This is a genomic window from Actinobaculum sp. oral taxon 183 str. F0552, from assembly GCF_000466165.1.
In the GTDB taxonomy this organism is placed as follows: domain Bacteria; phylum Actinomycetota; class Actinomycetes; order Actinomycetales; family Actinomycetaceae; genus Peptidiphaga.
Genome location: NZ_KE951417.1, coordinates 79,766 through 93,990, shown reverse-complemented (window position 1 = coordinate 93,990; position 14,225 = coordinate 79,766). Strand labels below are relative to the sequence as shown.

The window sequence follows — 14,225 nt, the reverse complement described above, 5'->3', positions numbered from 1 at the left end:
GCACCCACCAGGTCGCATCGATGGTGGTCTTCGAGGACGGCCTGGCCAAGAAGCCGGACTACCGCCACTTCAACGTGCGCGGCCCCGAGGGCGAGGGCGCACCCGACGACACCGCCGCTATGGACGAGGTCCTGCGCCGCCGCTTGACGCGCTTAGTCGCGGGGGCGGCCGGGGACGACGCGGGCGGCGCGGAGGACGCCGACGCCCAAGCGGATCCGCCGGCTGCGGGAGCCGAGGGCGTGGCCGCCGCCGAAGACCTCGCCGACGCAGCCGGGCGGGAGGCGGCCGGGGAGCCCGCCAAGGCCCGGCGCTTCGCCTACAGGCCGGACCTCATCCTCGTCGACGGCGGGCTCGCGCAGGTCAACGCCGCCCAGCGGGTGGTCGAGGAGACGGGGGCCGACGTGCGGATCGCCGGACTGGCCAAACGCCTCGAGGAAGTGTGGGTGCCCGGCGAGGAGTTCCCCGTCATCCTGCCCCGGACGTCCCCGGCTCTGCGCCTCCTCCAGCAGCTGCGCGACGAATCGCACCGCTTCGCCATCGCCTTCCACCGCAGGAAGAGGTCGAAGGCCATGACGCGCTCGTCCTTGGACGCGGTCGCCGGGCTCGGCCCCGCCAAGCAGAAGGCCCTCCTGGCGGCCTTCGGGAGCGTGGCGAAGATCAAGCGGGCCACCGTCGAGGACCTCGAGTCCGTGCGGGGGATCGGCCCTTCCCTCGCACGCGCCATCGTCGAGCATTTCCGGTCCGGGGCTTCGGATCCGGGTGCTAGACCTGTGGCATGATGAACCCATGGACGACATCAACGACTCGGGCCTCATCCCCGTCGGCATCCCCCAGCAGGACGAGGAGGCCTCGCTGCCGCACGCGGAGCTGCCCGAACTACTCGTCATCACGGGGATGTCGGGGGCCGGCCGAACGCGCGCGGCCGACACGCTCGAGGACCTCGACTGGTACGTCGTGGACAACCTGCCTCCCCGCCTGCTGCGAGCCCTGGCCAGGATGATGACGCCCGACGGGGGAGTCCACAGGCTCGCCGTCGTGGTCGACGTCCGCTCGCGGGAGTTCTTCGCAGAGCTCGTCTCCATCCTCGACGAGCTGCACGAGAGCGGGCTCGCCTACAGGGTCCTGTTCCTGGACTGCGACGACGACGACCTCGTCAAGCGCTACGAAAGCGTCCGGCGCCCCCACCCCCTCCAGGGGGACCGCAGGCTCCTGGACGGCATCCAGGAGGAGCGCGAGCTTCTGAAGACCCTGCGGACGCGCTCCGACATCCTCATCGACACGAGCGGGTACTCCGTGCACGACCTCGCCCGGAAGATCCGCGCGCTCGTCGCCGACGAAGGCCAGTCGGACATCCGACTGACGGTCATGTCCTTCGGGTTCAAATACGGCCTTCCGCTGGACGCCGACAACGTCGTCGACGTGCGCTTCCTGCCCAACCCCTACTGGGTCTCGGAGCTGAGGCACCTGACGGGCAAGGACTCGCCGGTGGCGAACTTCGTCCTGAACAAGGCGGGGGGCCAGGGCTTCGTCGAACGGTACACGGCTCTGCTCACGGACATCCTCCAAGGCTACACCCGCGAGCTCAAGCCCTTCGTGACGATCGGCATCGGGTGCACGGGCGGCAAGCACCGCTCCGTGGCCATCGCCGAGGCGATCTCCGAGAGGCTTCGGGCCGGCGGCAGGGCCGTCCGCACGATACACAGAGATTTGGGGCGGGAATGACGCAGATTCGCAGAGGCTTCTACGGGCCCAGAGTCGTGGCCTTCGGCGGCGGGCACGGTCTGTCCGCCAGCCTGTCCGCGCTGCGCCTGATGACCCAGAACGTCACCGCCGTGGTCACCGTCGCCGACGACGGCGGCTCCTCCGGGCGCCTGCGCGAGGAATTCGGCGTGCTGCCGCCGGGGGACATGCGGATGGCGCTCTCCGCCCTGTGCGACGACGGCGAATGGGGCCAGACCTGGCGGGACGTCCTCCAGCACCGGTTCATGTCCGAGGGGCCCATGAACGGCCACGCCCTGGGCAACCTCCTGATCCTGGCCCTGTGGGAGCACTTCGGGGAGTCCGTGACGGCGCTGGACTGGGTCGGGCAGCTCCTCGACATCAAGGGCAGAGTCCTGCCCATGTCCTCGACCCCGCTGGAGATCGAGGCCGTGGTCGACGGCGACGGCGGCCGCACGACCGTCCGCGGCCAGGTGGCGGTGGCCACTTCCACGGGCCACGTCCACCACGTCGCCGTCATCCCCAAGAACCCCCCGGCCCAGGCGGAGGCCCTCGTCGCCGTCGAGGAGGCCGACTGGGTGATCCTCGGACCGGGGTCCTGGTACACCTCGGTGATCCCGCACCTGCTGGTGCCCGAGCTCCGCGAGGTCCTGCGCACGACGAAGGCGAAGCGCGCCCTGACTCTCAATCTCAACGCGGAGAAGGAGACGCAGGGGATGAGCGCGGCCGACCACATCCGGACCGTCTGCTTCCACGCCCCGGGCCTGAAGCTGGACGTCATCCTCGCCGACCCGTCGAGCATCGACGACATCGACGAGACGGAGCGCGCCGCGGTCGAGTGCGGCGCCCAGCTCATGCTCAGGCAGGTTAGAATGAGCGACGGGTCGGCTCGGCACGATCCCCTCAGGCTCGCGGCCGCGTACCGCGACGCCTTCGAAGGCGTGTTCGGAGACGTCTTCGACGCGGACTAGTCCCCCTACAGCACACGGAAGACAATCACGATATTCATGCCCGCACTCACACAACTGGCAAAGGACGAGCTCTCCCACATCCGGTCCCGCATGCTGTCGAGCGTCATCGCCGAGGTCTCGACGATGTTCCGGTTCGCGGGCGGGCTGCAGATCGCCAACGGCAAGGTGGCGCTCCACGCGGAGCTGAGCCATCCGGGCAGCGCCAAGCACCTGTGGGACCTGGCGGCCCAGGCGTTCAGCGTCGAGCCCGAGCTCCTGACGGTCTCCTCGTCCATGCGCCAGAACCACTTCCTCGTCCGCATCACCCGCAACGGAGAGCGCGTGGCCCGCAGGCTCGGCCTCCTGGACACCTACGGGCGTCCGGTGCGCGGCCTGCCGCCGTCGATCGTCGGCGGATCGAAGGCAGACGGCGCGGCTGCGTGGCGGGGGGCGTTCCTCGCCCGGGGGTCCCTCCTGGAGCCCGGGCGCAACGCCTCGCTGGAGGTCGTGTGCCCGAGCCTGGAGTCCGCCTACGCCCTCGGCGGGCTCGCGCGCCGCATGGAGATCTCCTACCGGGCCCGCGAATCGCGCGGGGCGCACCGGGTGGACATCCGCGAAGGCGACGCCATCGCGGAGATGCTCACCCGCATGGGCGCCAACGACGCCGTCATCCGATGGGAGGAACTGCGCGTGGAGAGGGAGGTCCACGGCTCGGCCAACAGGCTGGCGAACTTCGACGACGCCAACATGCGGCGGTCGGCCGACGCCGCCGTCGTCGCCGTCATCCGCGTCAAACGTGCTTTCGAGATCCTGGGGGAGGACGTGCCGGAGAACCTGCGGGAGGCCGGCGAGTTCCGCATCAAGTACCCCGAAGACTCCCTCAACCTGCTCGGCGAGAGGCTCAGTCCACCTGCGACGAAGGACGCGGTCGCCGGGCGCCTGCGGCGCCTGAACACGATGGCGGACAAGCGTGCGGCCGAACTGGGCGTTCCCTCCACGCTCGAGGCGGCAAGAAACGCCGGGCACAGCGCTTGAGAGCCTGGGACCTTTTTCGTGTCCGAACCACCGTCGGATATTTCGTGTGGGAAAGCTCGCATCTCGCAAAGCGGGAGTCCTGTGCACCGCTTTCCCCGCCCGATAGAATGAGCACGTTGGCCGGACGGCTCAGTCCGGCGTAAATGGCCGCACAGCGGCCCAAGCACGTGCATGAATGCACACAGGGAGGATACAGAGTGACCATTAAAGTTGGCATTAACGGCTTCGGCCGCATTGGACGCAACTTCACCCGCGCCGCACTCGCCCAGGGTGCCGACATCGAGATCGTTGCGGTCAACGACCTGACCGACAACAAGACGCTCGCGCACCTGCTCAAATACGACTCGATCCTCGGCAAACTCGACGAGGACGTCACCTACAGCGAAGATTCGATCACCGTCGGCGGCAAGGTCATCAAGGCCCTCGAAGAGCGCGACCCCACCAAGCTCCCCTGGGGCAAGCTCGGCGTCGACGTCGTCATCGAGTCGACCGGCCGCTTCACCGACGCCAACGCGGCGAAGGCCCACCTCGATGCGGGCGCCAAGAAGGTCATCATCTCCGCCCCCGCGAAGAATGAGGACGCCACCTTCGTCATCGGCGTAAACGAAGCCGACTACGATCCCGCCAAGCACAACATCGTTTCCAACGCCTCCTGCACGACCAACTGCCTCGCGCCGCTGGCCAAGGTTCTCAACGACGAGTTCGGCATCGTCAAGGGTCTCATGACGACGATCCACGCCTACACCGCCGACCAGAACCTCCAGGACGGCCCGCACAAGGACCTGCGCCGCGCCCGCGCCGCCGCCCTGAGCATCATCCCGACCAAGACGGGCGCCGCCCAGGCGGTCGCCCTGGTCCTGCCCGAGCTCAAGGGCAAGTTCGACGGCTACGCTCTGCGCGTTCCGACCCCGACCGGCTCGGTCACCGACCTCACCTTCGAGGCCGCCAAGCCGGTGTCGGTCGAGTCCGTCAAGGCCGCGGTCAAGAAGGCCGCCGAAGGCCCCCTCAAGGGCATTCTCGCCTACACCGAGGATCCGATCGTCTCCAAGGACATCGAGACCGACCCGCATTCCTCGATCTTCGACGCAAGCCTGACCAAGGTCATCGGCAACCAGGTGAAGGTCGTCTCCTGGTACGACAACGAGTGGGGATACTCCAACCGCCTCGTCGACCTCGCCGTCCTTGTGGGCTCGAAGCTCTGACCCGATGAGCTGACGCCGGTGCCCGCACACGCCCCCAGCGTGTGCGGGCACCCGTTTTCGTGAAAGGAACACAATGAGGACTATCGATTCTCTCGGCGACCTCGCCGGGAAGAGGGTCTTCGTCCGGTCCGACTTCAACGTGCCGCTCGACGAGGACCGCAACATCACCGACGACGGCCGCATCCGCGCCGCCCTGCCCACGCTCAAGCGCCTGCTCGACGCCGGCGCCCGGGTCGTGGTCGCCGCGCATCTCGGCCGCCCGAAGGGCACGGTCAAGCCCGAATTCTCCTTGGCCCCGGTCGCGGCCCGCCTGTCCGAGCTCCTGGGAGTCGACGTGCCGCTGGCGGCCGACACCGTCGGGGCCGACGCCCACGCGAAGGCGGACGCCCTGAAGGACGGAGAGATCGTCCTTTTGGAGAACGTCCGCTTCGACCCGCGCGAGGCCTCCAAGGTGGACGCCGAGCGCGAGGAGCTCGCCAAGGAGTACGCAGCTCTGGCCGACGCCTTCGTCTCCGACGGCTTCGGAGTCGTCCATCGCAAGCAGGCGTCAGTCTACGACGTGGCCAAACTGATTCCGTCGGCCGCCGGCGAGCTGGTCTTCAAGGAGATCGACTCGCTCTCCCGGGCCACGAAGGACCCCGAGCGGCCCTACACGGTGGTGCTCGGCGGCTCGAAGGTCTCCGACAAGCTCGGCGTCATTGAGAACCTGCTGGACAAGGCCGACCGCCTCCTCATCGGCGGCGGTATGGCCTACACCTTCCTCCTGGCCAAGGGATACGAGGTGGGGACGTCCCTGCGCGAGGACGACCAGGTCGCCACGGCGGCCGACTACCTGAAGAAGGCCGAGGAGAACGGCGTCGAGCTGCTGGTCCCGGTCGACGCGGTGGTCGCCCCCCTCTTCGCGGCCGACGCCACCCCCACGATCGTCGCGGCGGAGGAGATCCCGTCCGATCAGATGGGCCTGGACATCGGCCCCAAAACGGCGGCCGTCTATTCGGCGGCCATCGCCGATTCGAAGACCATCGTGTGGAACGGCCCCATGGGCGTCTTCGAGTTCGAGGCCTTCGCCAACGGCACCAAGGCCATCGCCAAGGCGATGGAGGACACTGCGGGCTTCACCATCGTCGGCGGCGGCGACTCTGCGGCGGCCGTGCGCAACCTCGGCTTCGACGAGGCGAAGTTCTCGCACATCTCCACTGGAGGCGGCGCCTCCCTCGAGTTCCTCGAGGGCAAGGAACTGCCCGGAATCGTCGTTCTGGAGGGCTGACATGGCACGCATACCATTGATGGCGGGCAACTGGAAGATGAACCTCGACCACCTCCAGGCCAACCAGCTCGTCCAGAAGCTCGCGTGGACGCTCGGCGACCTCGGCCATGACTACAGCAAGGTCAACGTGGCCGTCATCCCGCCGTTCACGGACATCCGCTCCGTGCAGACCGTGGTCGAAGCCGACCAGCTGTCGATCCGCTACGGCGCCCAGGACGTTTCGACCCACGACGACGGCGCCTACACCGGCGAGATCTCCACGAACATGCTCGTCAAGCTCGGCTGCACCTACGCGGTGGTCGGCCATTCGGAGCGGCGCGAATACCATGGGGAGACGAACGAGCTCATCGGCGCCAAGGCCAAGAAGGCGCTCGAGGCGGGCCTGACCCCGATCGTCTGCTGCGGCGAGGCGCTCGACGTGCGCAAGGAGGGCCGCCAGGTCGAGTACGTGATCGGCCAGATCGACGCCATGTTCGCGGACCTGACCGGCGAGCAGGTCGCCGCGTCCGTGGTCGCCTACGAGCCCATCTGGGCCATCGGCACGGGCGAGGTCGCCACCCCCGACGACGCCCAGGAGGTCTGCGGCGCCATCCGCGGCCGGATCGCCGAGCTGTACGACGGCGCGATCGCGAATGCGGTCCGCATTCAGTACGGCGGCTCGGTCAAGTCCTCGAATGTCGTGGACATCATGGCCCAGCCCGACGTCGACGGCGCGCTCGTCGGCGGCGCGAGCCTGAAGGCCGAGGAGTTCGCCAAGATCGTCACCTACTACGAGAAGTAGCCGCACGAGGTGGGCGCCGCCTCGTGCGGCGCCCACTCTCTCCGCTATGCTTGGAGCGCTCCGGGACGCGAGGAGCCGGGCGGGGCCCGGCCGTCTGCCGGACGCACGCCGCAATCGAACGAACGCCGTCGGCTCCACGAGAGGCGCGGGAAGGAACACACGGTGCACATACTGCTGATCATCTGCGAGGTTCTGCTCGTCATCACGAGCATCCTGCTGGTTCTGTCGATCCTTCTGCACAAAGGCAAGGGCGGCGGCATCTCCGACATGTTCGGCGGCGGCATTTCGACGTCGATGCGTTCGTCGGGCGTCGCCGAACGGAACCTCAACTACATCACCGTCGTCGTCGCGATCATCTGGGCGATCGTCATCGTGCTCATCGGTCTGATCGTCCGATTCAGTTAGCGATGCCGGCGCAAGCCGGGGGAAGCGGAAGGGCCGCCTGCAAGGGCGGCCCTTCGCGTGCGCACGCGGCTGGCAGGCGACGTCGGCCGGCGGCTTATCGGTGGAGACCGGTCCGCGGACCCGCCGGCGACGCCTTCAGGCGGGCAGGGAGTCCAAGTCGACGCGCTCCAGCCCGACCTTCAGGACCTCCTCGTAGGCGGTGTCCGGAGTCATCTCGCGCAGCTCTTCGATGAGCTTGGACTCCATGGTCCTCATGGGGAGGTTGACTCTCTGCACCGCCCGGCCGGGCCGGACCATGTCGCCGAAGTCCGAGCCGAGGGGGCGGTCCAGCCGGAGCTCTCCCGAATCACGGAACAGGCTGACCCCGTTGACCGCCTGTCCCCGCTCGTGGTCGATCCCCACGCTCGCGTCCAGGCGCAGGGCGAGCCACGCCGCCAGGAGCACGACCGCCGGATGGGCGGAGTTGCCGCGGACGACGGCCGACGTCACCTGCTCGCACGGGGGCTCGTCGAGCATCGCGGCGAGGTGATTGCGCCAGAAGGTCACCCCCGTCCAGGCGAGGTCGGTGTCGCCGGGGGAGTGTCCGTCGCGGATGCGCCGCAGGCTTTCGGCCGCCGGCGTCCCCGAATTCTGGGAGGTGGTTATGCGACGTTGGGCCATCGCGCCGATGGGCATGCCCGCGGGGAACGCCGGAGCGTCCTGCACCCACCACACGACCGTGGGCGTGTCGGGCAGGAGCAGCGGGCTGACGAGCGTTTCGAGGTTGTCGGCCGCCCCGCCCCTGCACCGCAGGATGACGATCTCCGAGAGTCCGGCCTCCGCGCCGACGCGGATCTCCGCGTCCAGCCGGGCATCGTCGCCCCCCGTGGCGGGCAGTATCGTGACGATGCGGCACGGGTGGGCTCGAGCCGCCCCCGAGGCGGCGGTGACGGCGTCGCGCAGTCCGCCTTCGTCCTTGGCGACGACGATGAGCGTGAGGACTCGGCCGAGGGCCACGGATCCCACCGTCTCCCGCAGGTCGTCCATCCGCAGGACGATGTCCGCGGACGATGTCGAATTCATGTGGATGATCATCGGGGATTCCTTCCTACGGACGCCGCCAGGCCCTGCCGTCGCGGGCGAGCATGTCGTCGGACGCCGCCGGCCCCCAGCTTCCCGGCGCGTAGGTCGCCAGGGCCTCGGGGTGGGACGTCCAGTAGTCCTCGGCCTCGTCCACGAGCTTCCAGGACAGCTCGATTTCGCGACGGTGCGGGAAGAGGGGCGGATCTCCGAGCAGGACGTCGAGGATGAGCCGCTCGTACGCCTCGGGGGCGTACTCGGTGAAGGCATGCCCGTAGGCGAAGTCCATGGTGACGTCGCGCAGACGCATCGCCGACCCGGGGACTTTCGAACCCATCTTGAAGGTCATGCCCTCGTTGGGCTGCACGTGGACGACGAGCGCGTTGTGCCCCAGGCCGTCCGTGGAAGGGAAAGGCAGGAAGGGCGGGTACTTGAAGACCACCGCGATCTCGCTGACGCGCCGCCCGAGCCGTTTGCCCGCACGCAGGTAGAAGGGGACCCCCGACCATCGCCTGGTCTCGATGCCGAGCCGGAAGGCGGCGTAGGTGTCGGTGATGGAATCGGCGGGGATGCCCTCCTCCTCCTTGTAGCCGCGCTCCCATCGGCCGCCCTGCCAGCCCGAGACGTACTGGGCGCTGACGGCCGACTCGGACACCGGCCCGTAGAATCGGGTCGCCTCCAAGACCTTCTCCTTCTCCAGGCGGAGTGCGCCCGGTTCGAAGGACGTGGGCTCCTCCATCGCGGTCAGGGCCAGCAGTTGGAGGAGGTGGTTCTGGATGACGTCTCGCGCCGCGCCGATTCCGTCGTAGTATCCGGCGCGCGTGCCGATCCCGATGTCTTCGGCCATCGTGATCTGGACGTGGTCGACGTGGGCCGAATTCCACAGCGGCTCGTACAGCTCGTTGCCGAAGCGCAGCGCCAGAAGGTTCTGGACCGTCTCCTTGCCCAGGTAATGGTCGATGCGGAAGACGGAGTCGGGAGGGAAGACCCGCGTGACGATGCCGTCGAGCTCCTTGGCGGACTGCAGATCGTGGCCGAAGGGCTTCTCGATGACGGCGCGGCGCCAGCCGCCGTCGTTCGAATACAGGCCCGCCGCCGCGATCCCGCCCAGGACGGTCGGGAACAGCTCCGGCGGGATCGCCAAGTAGAAGGCGTAGTTGCCGTCGGTGCCCCGTTCGACCGTCATCCGGTCCATGGTCTCGCCCAGCCGCCGGTAGGTGTCGGGATCGTCGTACTGTCCGTGGACGATCCTCAGGCCGGACATGACCTGTTTCAGGCTCGTCTCGGTCACGGCGGTCTTCGCGCCCGCCCTCATGGCGGCCTCGACTCTGTCTGCGAGGCCGTCGTCCACCCGGCGCGCCACGCCGAGGATGGTGAAGGAGGGCGGCAGGAGCCCCCGATTCGCCAGATCGTAGAGGGCCGGAAGGATCTTCCTGCGGGAGAGGTCTCCGGTGATGCCGAAGAGCACGATGCCGCACGGCCCGGCTATGCGTTGGAGTCGGGAATCGGGGACTGCCCGCAGGGGGTTAATGGTCATGCAGTTGCTCCGTGACGGCCCTGATGAGATCGGCCCATGCGATCTCGAATTTCGCGACCCCATCGTATTCCAGTCTGCTGGTCACGTCGGCGAGGTCCACGCCGGCGGCGGCGAGCTCGCCGAGCAGGCTTCGCGCGTCGTCGACGGCGGGGCGGATGGTGTCGCCCCGGAGGTCTCCGTGGTCGGCCACGGCCAGCAGGGTCTTCTCCGGCATCGTGTTGACGACGTGGCGCGAGACGAGCTCGTCGACGTACATCGTGTCGCGGTAGGCCGGGTTCTTCACGCCCGTGGAGGCCCACAGGGGCCGTTGGAGGTTGGCGCCCGCCTCGGCCAGGTCGGCGAAGCGGCGGCCGCCCTCGAAGATGTCGAGGAAGGCGCCGTAGGCTATGCGGGCGTTGGCCACGGCGGCCCGGCCGGCGAGCTCGGCGCGTCCGAGCTCGCCGAGGAGCCGGTCGACCTCCCCGTCCACGCGGGAGACGAAGAAGGAGGCGACCGAGTGGATGCCCGACAGGTCCAGCCCGGCCCGGCGGGCCTTCTCCAGACCGGCCAGGTAGGCCTGGGCGACCTCGACGTAGCGCTCGACTGAGAAGATCAGCGTCGCGTTCACGGAGATCCCCGCGGCGATGGCGTCGGTGATGGCCGGCAAGCCCTCGACCGTCGCGGGGATCTTGATCATGACGTTGGGCCTGTCGACGGTCGCCCACAGCTCCCCGGCCTGTTCGAGGGTCTCGGCCGTGCGGCGCGCCAGGCGGGGATCGACTTCGATGGAGACCCGCCCATCGTAGCCGCCGGTCCTCTCGTACACGTCGAGGAAGAGGTCGCAGGCCTCGCGCACGTCGTCGGTGGTCAGACGTTTGATGACCTCTTCGGGCGAGGCCCCGGAAGACGCCAGCTCGGCGATCGGGGCGGCGTAGTCGGCGGCGCCGGATATGGCGGCCTGGAAGATCGCGGGGTTGGTCGTCACTCCCACGACGTCGTCTTCGCGGATCTTCCGGGCGAGGTCACCCGAGTTCAGGCGTGCGCGGGACAAGTCGTCGAGCCAGATCGACACACCGGACTGTGACAGCTGGGATAGCCTGTCGGACATCGCATTCTCCAATCTTCGGTGCGGGCTTCAGCGCGAGGCTTCGATCGACTCGCGGGCGGCGGCGACCACGGCCTGCACGGTCACCCCGAACTCCTCGAAGAGCTTGCCCGCCGCGGCGGAGGCGCCGAAGTGGTCGATTCCCACGGATCGTCCGGCGTCGCCCACGTATCCGGCCCACCCGAAGGTCGAGCCGGCCTCGACGGAGACGCGCGCCTTGACGTCGGGGAGGATGACGGAGTCGCGGTAGTCCTTGCTCTGTTCGGCGAACCAGTCGAGGCTCGGAAGCGAGACGACCCGGGCTCCGATCCCCTCGGCGGCGAGGGCCTCGCGCGCCTCGACCGCGAGGCAGACCTCGGAGCCGGTGGCGAGGATCTGGACGTCGACCTTGCCCGTCGGGCTGTCGGCGAGGACGTATCCGCCGCGTTTGACGCCCTCGGCGGACGTGCCGTCGAGCACGGGAAGATTCTGCCGGGAGAGGACGAGGCCGGCCGGTCCGGCGTCGCGGCGCTCGATGATTCCCCGCCAAGCCGCGGTCGTCTCGTTGGCGTCGGCCGGCCTGACGACGTCGAGCTGCGGAATGGCGCGGTACGCCCACAGGTGCTCGATGGGCTGATGCGTGGGGCCGTCCTCGCCCACGCCGATCGAATCGTGCGTCCACACGAAGATCGAGGGGACGTTCATGACGGCGGCCAGGCGAACGGCCCCCCGCATGTAGTCGGAGAAGACGAAGAATGTGCCGCCGTAGGCGCGGGTGAGCCCGTGCAGCGCAATCCCGTTGACGATGGCGCCCATGGCGTGTTCGCGGATGCCGAAGTGCAGGGTGCGGCCGTAGACGTTTCCGTCCCAGTCCTCCGAGACGCGGTCCGGGGGCAGGAAGGAGGGCTCGCCCTTCATCGTCGTGTTGTTCGAGCCGGCCAGGTCCGCCGATCCGCCCCACAGCTCGGGAAGGACGGGGGCCAGGGCCGTGAGGACGTTGCCCGAGGCGGCCCGGGTGGACACGGACGTTCCGACCTCGAAGGAGGGCAGCGCGTCCGTCCACCCTTCGGGGAGCTCCTTGGCCACGAGCCTGTCGAGCAGCTTCGAGCGCTCCGGGTTGGCCGCGCGCCACGCCTGGAACTTCTCGTCCCACTCCGCACGCTCGGCCTTGGCGCGCTCGGCGGCCCCTTTGCGGGTGTGGGCGAGGAGGTCCTCGTCAACGTCGAAGGACTTCTCCGGGTCGAAGCCCAGGACCTTCTTCAAGCCGGCGAGCTCCTCGGCGCCGAGCTTCGCGCCGTGGGCGGCGCCGGTTCCCTGCTTCGTGGGGCAGGGCCAGGCCATGATCGTCGACAGGCGGATGAACGAAGGCTTGTCCGTAACCGCCCTCGCCTTCTCGATGGCATCGTAGAGGGCCTCGACGTCCTCCTCGTACTTTCCGCCGCCGTTCGTCCAATCGACGTGCTGGGTGTGCCAGCCATAGGCCTCGTAGCGACCCAGGACGTCCTCGGTGAAAGCGATCTTCGTGTCGTCCTCGATCGAGATGCGGTTGTCGTCCCAAATGACGATGAGGTTGCCCAGGTGCTGCGTTCCCGCGAGCGAGCAGGCCTCGCTGGTCACGCCCTCCTCGAGGTCGCCCTCTCCGGCGATGACGTAGACGTAGTGGTCGAAGGGGGACTGGCCGGCGGGGGCGTCGGGGTCGAGCAGCCCGCGTTCGCGGCGCGAGGCCATGGACATGCCGACGGCGGAGGCCAGGCCCTGGCCGAGCGGGCCGGTCGTGATCTCCACGCCCTTCGTGTGCCCGTACTCGGGGTGGCCCGGCGTGAGCGAGCCCCACGTGCGCAGCGACTTCAGATCCTCCAGCTCCAGGCCGTAGCCCGTGAGGAAGAGCTGGTTGTAGAGGGTGACCGAGGAATGGCCGATCGACAGGACGAAGCGGTCGCGGCCCAACCACGAGGGGTCCGAGGGGTCGTGCCGCATGACCTTGTTGAAGAGCGTGTACGCCAACGGGGCGATCGAGATCGCCGTGCCGGGGTGGCCGTTGCCCGCTTTCTCCACCGCATCCGCGGCCAGAACGCGCGCCGTGTCCGTCGCGCGCCGATCGAGGTCTGTCCATTCAAGCTTCGCCATTGTAAGCCTTTCATCGGGTTGGCCCCGGCCGCTCCGGGACCGTTGAACCAAGCTTAGCCGCCCGTTTTGCTCGCAATCCAGGCTGCGCGCGGATTACGATCGTCTGCTATGGCACGTGTCGCGGCCCGCACTGAGCCCCTCTCAGAGTCGATTTCCCTCGCCCGCGCGGGCGAGCAGTTCCTGGCGCATCTGGCGGTCGAACGGTCGGTGTCCCCCAATACGCTCTCGGCTTACAGATCCGATCTGTCGAAGTACTTCGCCCACCTCGCCTCGCGGGGCAGGGCGGATCTGGCCGGCGTCGAGCGGGAGGACGTGGCCTCCTTCCCCGAGTCGCTCGAGGCGATGGCGGCGGCCTCGGTCGCCCGCAGCCTCGCGGCCGTCAGATCGTTCCACCGCTTCGCCTTCGAGGAGGGCCTGACGGCCGCGAACCCCGCGGGCGACGTGCGGCCCCCGAAACTCGCCTCGCGCCTACCGAAGGCCCTGACCGTCGACCAGGTCGCCTCCCTCATCGAGGCCACGCGCGTGGGCGAGGGGCCCGTGCCCCTCCGCGACTGCGCCCTCGTCGAGCTCCTCTACGGGACGGGGGCCCGAATATCGGAGGCCGTCGGGCTGAGCGGGGACGACCTCGACCTCCCCGGCGCGGCGGTGAGGCTGTTCGGCAAGGGACGCAAGGAACGGGTCGTCCCGCTGGGCGGGTACGCCGTCGAGGCGATGGAGGCCTACCTCGTCCGGGCTCGCCCGGCCCTGGCGTGCCGCGGCCCGGGAACGCCCCTCCTCTTCCTCAACACGCGGGGCAGGCCGCTGTCCCGCCAGAGCGCCTGGGGCGCGCTCCAGGCCGCCGCCGGCCGGGCCGGCCTCCCCGCGCACATCAGCCCTCACACGCTGCGCCACTCCTTCGCCACCCACCTGCTCCAGGGGGGAGCCGACGTGCGGGTGGTCCAGGAGCTGCTCGGCCATTCCTCGGTGACGACCACGCAGATCTACACGCTCGTCGACCGCGACACGGTGCGCGAAGTATACGCGGCAAGTCACCCGAGGGCCTTGACTTAGGTAGGCTGGAGGCGTGACCGATCAAGATGC

Annotated in this window: 12 protein-coding genes and 1 pseudogene; 9 read left to right on the top strand and 4 right to left on the bottom strand. The window is 68.9% G+C overall.

The features are described 5' to 3' along the window. The 8 genes and pseudogenes from HMPREF0043_RS11680 to secG form a co-directional block, all read left to right on the top strand. Positions 1-779, top strand: a pseudogene (locus tag HMPREF0043_RS11680) (helix-hairpin-helix domain-containing protein); the annotation flags it as partial. A gap of 7 nt (positions 780-786) precedes the next feature. Continuing rightward, positions 787-1,722, top strand: coding sequence for an RNase adapter RapZ (gene rapZ / locus HMPREF0043_RS03800; protein ID WP_021601553.1), 936 nt, complete (start codon positions 787-789; stop codon positions 1,720-1,722). Continuing rightward, the gene (locus HMPREF0043_RS03795) at positions 1,719-2,690 is read left to right on the top strand and encodes a gluconeogenesis factor YvcK family protein (RefSeq protein WP_021601552.1); all 972 of its coding nucleotides are present in this window, start codon (positions 1,719-1,721) and stop codon (positions 2,688-2,690) included. The genes rapZ and HMPREF0043_RS03795 overlap by 4 nt, the downstream gene beginning before the upstream one ends. Positions 2,691-2,726: 36 nt before the next feature. Then, entirely contained in the window at positions 2,727-3,704 is a 978-nt protein-coding gene (gene whiA / locus HMPREF0043_RS03790; RefSeq protein ID WP_021601551.1) for a DNA-binding protein WhiA, read from the top strand. Between the two features lie 197 nt (positions 3,705-3,901). Then, positions 3,902-4,906 (top strand): type I glyceraldehyde-3-phosphate dehydrogenase, encoded by a 1,005-nt coding sequence (gene gap, locus HMPREF0043_RS03785; protein ID WP_021601550.1) that lies wholly within the window; start codon positions 3,902-3,904, stop codon positions 4,904-4,906. Positions 4,907-4,979: 73 nt separating this feature from the next. Further along, a complete protein-coding gene (locus tag HMPREF0043_RS03780; RefSeq protein WP_021601549.1) occupies positions 4,980-6,173 on the top strand; it encodes a phosphoglycerate kinase in 1,194 nt (397 codons plus the stop codon). A gap of 1 nt (position 6,174) precedes the next feature. After that, a complete protein-coding gene (gene tpiA, locus HMPREF0043_RS03775) occupies positions 6,175-6,954 on the top strand; it encodes a triose-phosphate isomerase (RefSeq protein WP_040317780.1) in 780 nt (259 codons plus the stop codon). A gap of 162 nt (positions 6,955-7,116) precedes the next feature. Further along, complete coding sequence (gene secG / locus HMPREF0043_RS03770) at positions 7,117-7,359, top strand: preprotein translocase subunit SecG (protein ID WP_021601547.1); 243 nt, start codon at positions 7,117-7,119, stop codon at positions 7,357-7,359. Positions 7,360-7,494: 135 nt separating this feature from the next. Here secG and HMPREF0043_RS03765 read toward each other — a convergent pair whose 3' ends face one another. Genes HMPREF0043_RS03765 through tkt form a run of 4 tightly spaced genes read right to left on the bottom strand, consistent with a single transcriptional unit; the run spans position 7,495 to position 13,145 of the window. Next, positions 7,495-8,433 (bottom strand): glucose-6-phosphate dehydrogenase assembly protein OpcA, encoded by a 939-nt coding sequence (locus HMPREF0043_RS03765; protein ID WP_021601546.1) that lies wholly within the window; start codon positions 8,431-8,433, stop codon positions 7,495-7,497. 13 nt (positions 8,434-8,446) lie between these two features. Then, positions 8,447-9,955 (bottom strand): glucose-6-phosphate dehydrogenase, encoded by a 1,509-nt coding sequence (zwf, locus tag HMPREF0043_RS03760; RefSeq protein WP_021601545.1) that lies wholly within the window; start codon positions 9,953-9,955, stop codon positions 8,447-8,449. Then, positions 9,945-11,042 (bottom strand): transaldolase, encoded by a 1,098-nt coding sequence (tal, locus tag HMPREF0043_RS03755; protein ID WP_021601544.1) that lies wholly within the window; start codon positions 11,040-11,042, stop codon positions 9,945-9,947. Before tal ends, zwf begins: the two co-directional genes overlap by 11 nt. Positions 11,043-11,069: 27 nt before the next feature. Next, positions 11,070-13,145 (bottom strand): transketolase, encoded by a 2,076-nt coding sequence (tkt, locus tag HMPREF0043_RS03750; protein WP_021601543.1) that lies wholly within the window; start codon positions 13,143-13,145, stop codon positions 11,070-11,072. Between the two features lie 108 nt (positions 13,146-13,253). Here tkt and xerD point away from each other — a divergent pair, with 108 nt between their 5' ends. After that, positions 13,254-14,195, top strand: coding sequence for a site-specific tyrosine recombinase XerD (gene xerD, locus HMPREF0043_RS03745; protein ID WP_021601542.1), 942 nt, complete (start codon positions 13,254-13,256; stop codon positions 14,193-14,195). Positions 14,196-14,225 lie beyond the last annotated feature (30 nt).

What these genes read in the sequence shown, in the direction of transcription:
- rapZ (WP_021601553.1), top strand. Translation starts at nt 787, where the DNA reads ATGGACGACATCAACGACTCGGGCCTCATCCCCGTCGGCATCCCCCAG.
- HMPREF0043_RS03795 (WP_021601552.1), top strand. Translation starts at nt 1,719, where the DNA reads ATGACGCAGATTCGCAGAGGCTTCTACGGGCCCAGAGTCGTGGCCTTC.
- whiA (WP_021601551.1), top strand. Translation starts at nt 2,727, where the DNA reads ATGCCCGCACTCACACAACTGGCAAAGGACGAGCTCTCCCACATCCGG.
- HMPREF0043_RS03780 (WP_021601549.1), top strand. Translation starts at nt 4,980, where the DNA reads ATGAGGACTATCGATTCTCTCGGCGACCTCGCCGGGAAGAGGGTCTTC.
- tpiA (WP_040317780.1), top strand. Translation starts at nt 6,175, where the DNA reads ATGGCACGCATACCATTGATGGCGGGCAACTGGAAGATGAACCTCGAC.
- HMPREF0043_RS03765 (WP_021601546.1), bottom strand. Translation starts at nt 8,433, where the DNA reads ATGATCATCCACATGAATTCGACATCGTCCGCGGACATCGTCCTGCGG.
- zwf (WP_021601545.1), bottom strand. Translation starts at nt 9,955, where the DNA reads ATGACCATTAACCCCCTGCGGGCAGTCCCCGATTCCCGACTCCAACGC.
- tal (WP_021601544.1), bottom strand. Translation starts at nt 11,042, where the DNA reads ATGTCCGACAGGCTATCCCAGCTGTCACAGTCCGGTGTGTCGATCTGG.
- tkt (WP_021601543.1), bottom strand. Translation starts at nt 13,145, where the DNA reads ATGGCGAAGCTTGAATGGACAGACCTCGATCGGCGCGCGACGGACACG.
- xerD (WP_021601542.1), top strand. Translation starts at nt 13,254, where the DNA reads ATGGCACGTGTCGCGGCCCGCACTGAGCCCCTCTCAGAGTCGATTTCC.